The sequence below is a fragment of the Allobosea sp. NPDC055332 genome, from assembly GCF_053645455.1.
This window is the reverse complement of the sequence record NZ_JBSHMO010000032.1, coordinates 1-1,287: the sequence shown is the minus strand read 5'-3', so window position 1 is coordinate 1,287 and position 1,287 is coordinate 1. Positions and strand designations below refer to the sequence as shown.

Below are 1,287 nucleotides of genomic sequence, written 5' to 3'. Positions count from 1 at the left end.
GGCAACCCCCATTCCCGCAGCCAGCGCACGAATAACACGATCGCCGTTCTCATTCACCGAGTTAAACTCTTCACCGCGCAGCACTCCCTGCGCCAGTGCCTGACTGAACTGCGTGATCACCGAACTGGCTTCTGCTGTACTGGCACCGGATAATTTCAGGCCCGTGGAGATCGCCTCGGTGACTTTCAGTACCTCCTCAGAACTGTAACCATACTCCCGCATGGAAGCTGCAGAACGGGCAAAAAGGCTGGCGTTATCAGAAAACGCCGTCCCCGTTCTCTGGCTGATCGCCATTAATTCACGCTGTGATGACTGAAAATCATCACTGGACTGTGAGGCCTGCTTCAGACGGGCATTTACTGAATTCCACTCATCGGCGAGAGAAATAAGATGACCGGTAGCAAAAGCCCCGGCAAATGCCCCCGCCATGTTCAGTGCCGAAGATTTAGCTGTATTTATCTGATCCGTCACTTCTGCCAGTGCACGCCGCATTTCACGGGATGCAGCAGCGGACTGTCGGCCTCCGTTCTGCATGGTACGGTAGTAATCCTGCCCCATACGCGAAGCCCGGGAGATCTCTGACTGGAATGACCGGGAATTTGCCGAGATTTTAATAATCAGTTCACGTAATGTCGCCACACTCATTCTCCGGACGAAAAAAAACCGCCGAAGCGGTTATGTTGACTCACTGAGACACTATTAAAAGCGCGTTTTCCAGTCCGGCAAATGGATCTGATACGCCTTCTGTCTGCTCCTTCTCCCACTGAAGAAGCGCATCATTCAGTGGCACTTTGACCCCCTGCGCACCGTAAACAGCTGAAACAATCTGGGCAGCCCGGATATCAGCCCGTTCGTCCCCCAGCGGGCTGAACCTGTCAAATTCTGCCCACATCATGATTTCTGATGCGGACATTTCCCGGCGTAACTCTGACAATGTGCGCCCCATCCTGAGCGCCAGCATCATCAGAAAACGCATCCCCGGAAGCGCTACTTTTTTTTAACCTCGCCGGCATCACTGATTAGTTCCAGAGACTGCCGAAGAAGCCGCGCATGCACCGGGCCATACACGGCAATCACCTGTTCACGATCATCCTCTGAAAATACAGGTTGCAGTCCGGTATCACACAGAACATCGATGAACAGTTCAACATCCGCTTCCAGATTTCGGCGGGCGCGCTCCGCAACGGATAACGGTGTCTCATCATCTTTTGCTTTAACGATCTCCTGCCAGCGCAACCAGGCTTCTGCAGAAGGTTCCCGTAATACAACCGTTGCCCCTTCCCATTC

3 protein-coding genes are annotated in these 1,287 nt (G+C 53.4%); all 3 read right to left on the bottom strand.

What is annotated here, in order from left to right:
• The coding region (locus tag ACWIGM_RS31460) for a tape measure protein (RefSeq protein ID WP_454029858.1) at window positions 1-639 on the bottom strand (639 nt) is incomplete at its 3' end.
• Between the two features lie 46 nt (window positions 640-685).
• Window positions 686-964: a phage tail assembly protein T gene (locus tag ACWIGM_RS31455; protein ID WP_000978930.1), complete on the bottom strand. Its 279-nt coding sequence runs from the start codon at window positions 962-964 to the stop codon at window positions 686-688.
• A 23-nt stretch (window positions 965-987) separates the two neighbouring features.
• On the bottom strand, window positions 988-1,287 hold a 300-nt coding region (locus ACWIGM_RS31450), incomplete at its 5' end, for a phage tail assembly chaperone (RefSeq protein WP_454029857.1).